Origin of the sequence: Candidatus Skiveiella danica, assembly GCF_022705245.1 — a bacterium.
Taxonomy (GTDB): Bacteria; Pseudomonadota; Gammaproteobacteria; order Burkholderiales; family Burkholderiaceae_C; genus Skiveiella; species Skiveiella danica.
On sequence record NZ_JAKJEW010000173.1, the window covers coordinates 251 to 562 of the forward strand.

Annotated in this window: 1 protein-coding gene; it reads right to left on the reverse strand. The window is 76.9% G+C overall.

Going from position 1 to position 312, the window contains the following annotated elements; translation table 11 throughout:
* The coding region (locus tag ACMUOY_RS20795) for a DUF3656 domain-containing protein (RefSeq protein WP_413894604.1) at positions 1 to 312 on the reverse strand (312 nt) is incomplete at both ends.

A 312-nucleotide genomic window follows, 5' to 3' on the forward strand; every position in this document is an offset into this window, starting at 1 on the left:
GAGGGCCGCGGCGCGCGCCGCCTCGAGCGCGGCCACGCCGTCGCGGCGCAGCTGCTTGAGTTGCGCGGCCGGCAGGAAGACCGGCTCGCGCAGCGCCAGGCGCACGCGGCGTGCCGCGAAGATCGTGTCGCCCAGCGCGGACAGGCCGTCCTTCAGCTGCGCCTCCTGGCGTGCCGCGTCGCGCGCCGGCTGCAACTCCAGCGCCAGCTCCACGCTGGCGCGGTGGCCCCGGGCGTCCTTGAGACTCAGCGACAAACCCTGCGGCGTCTGCGCCAGCGTCAGGTCGACGGCGATGCGCCGCTCGGCGCTCGG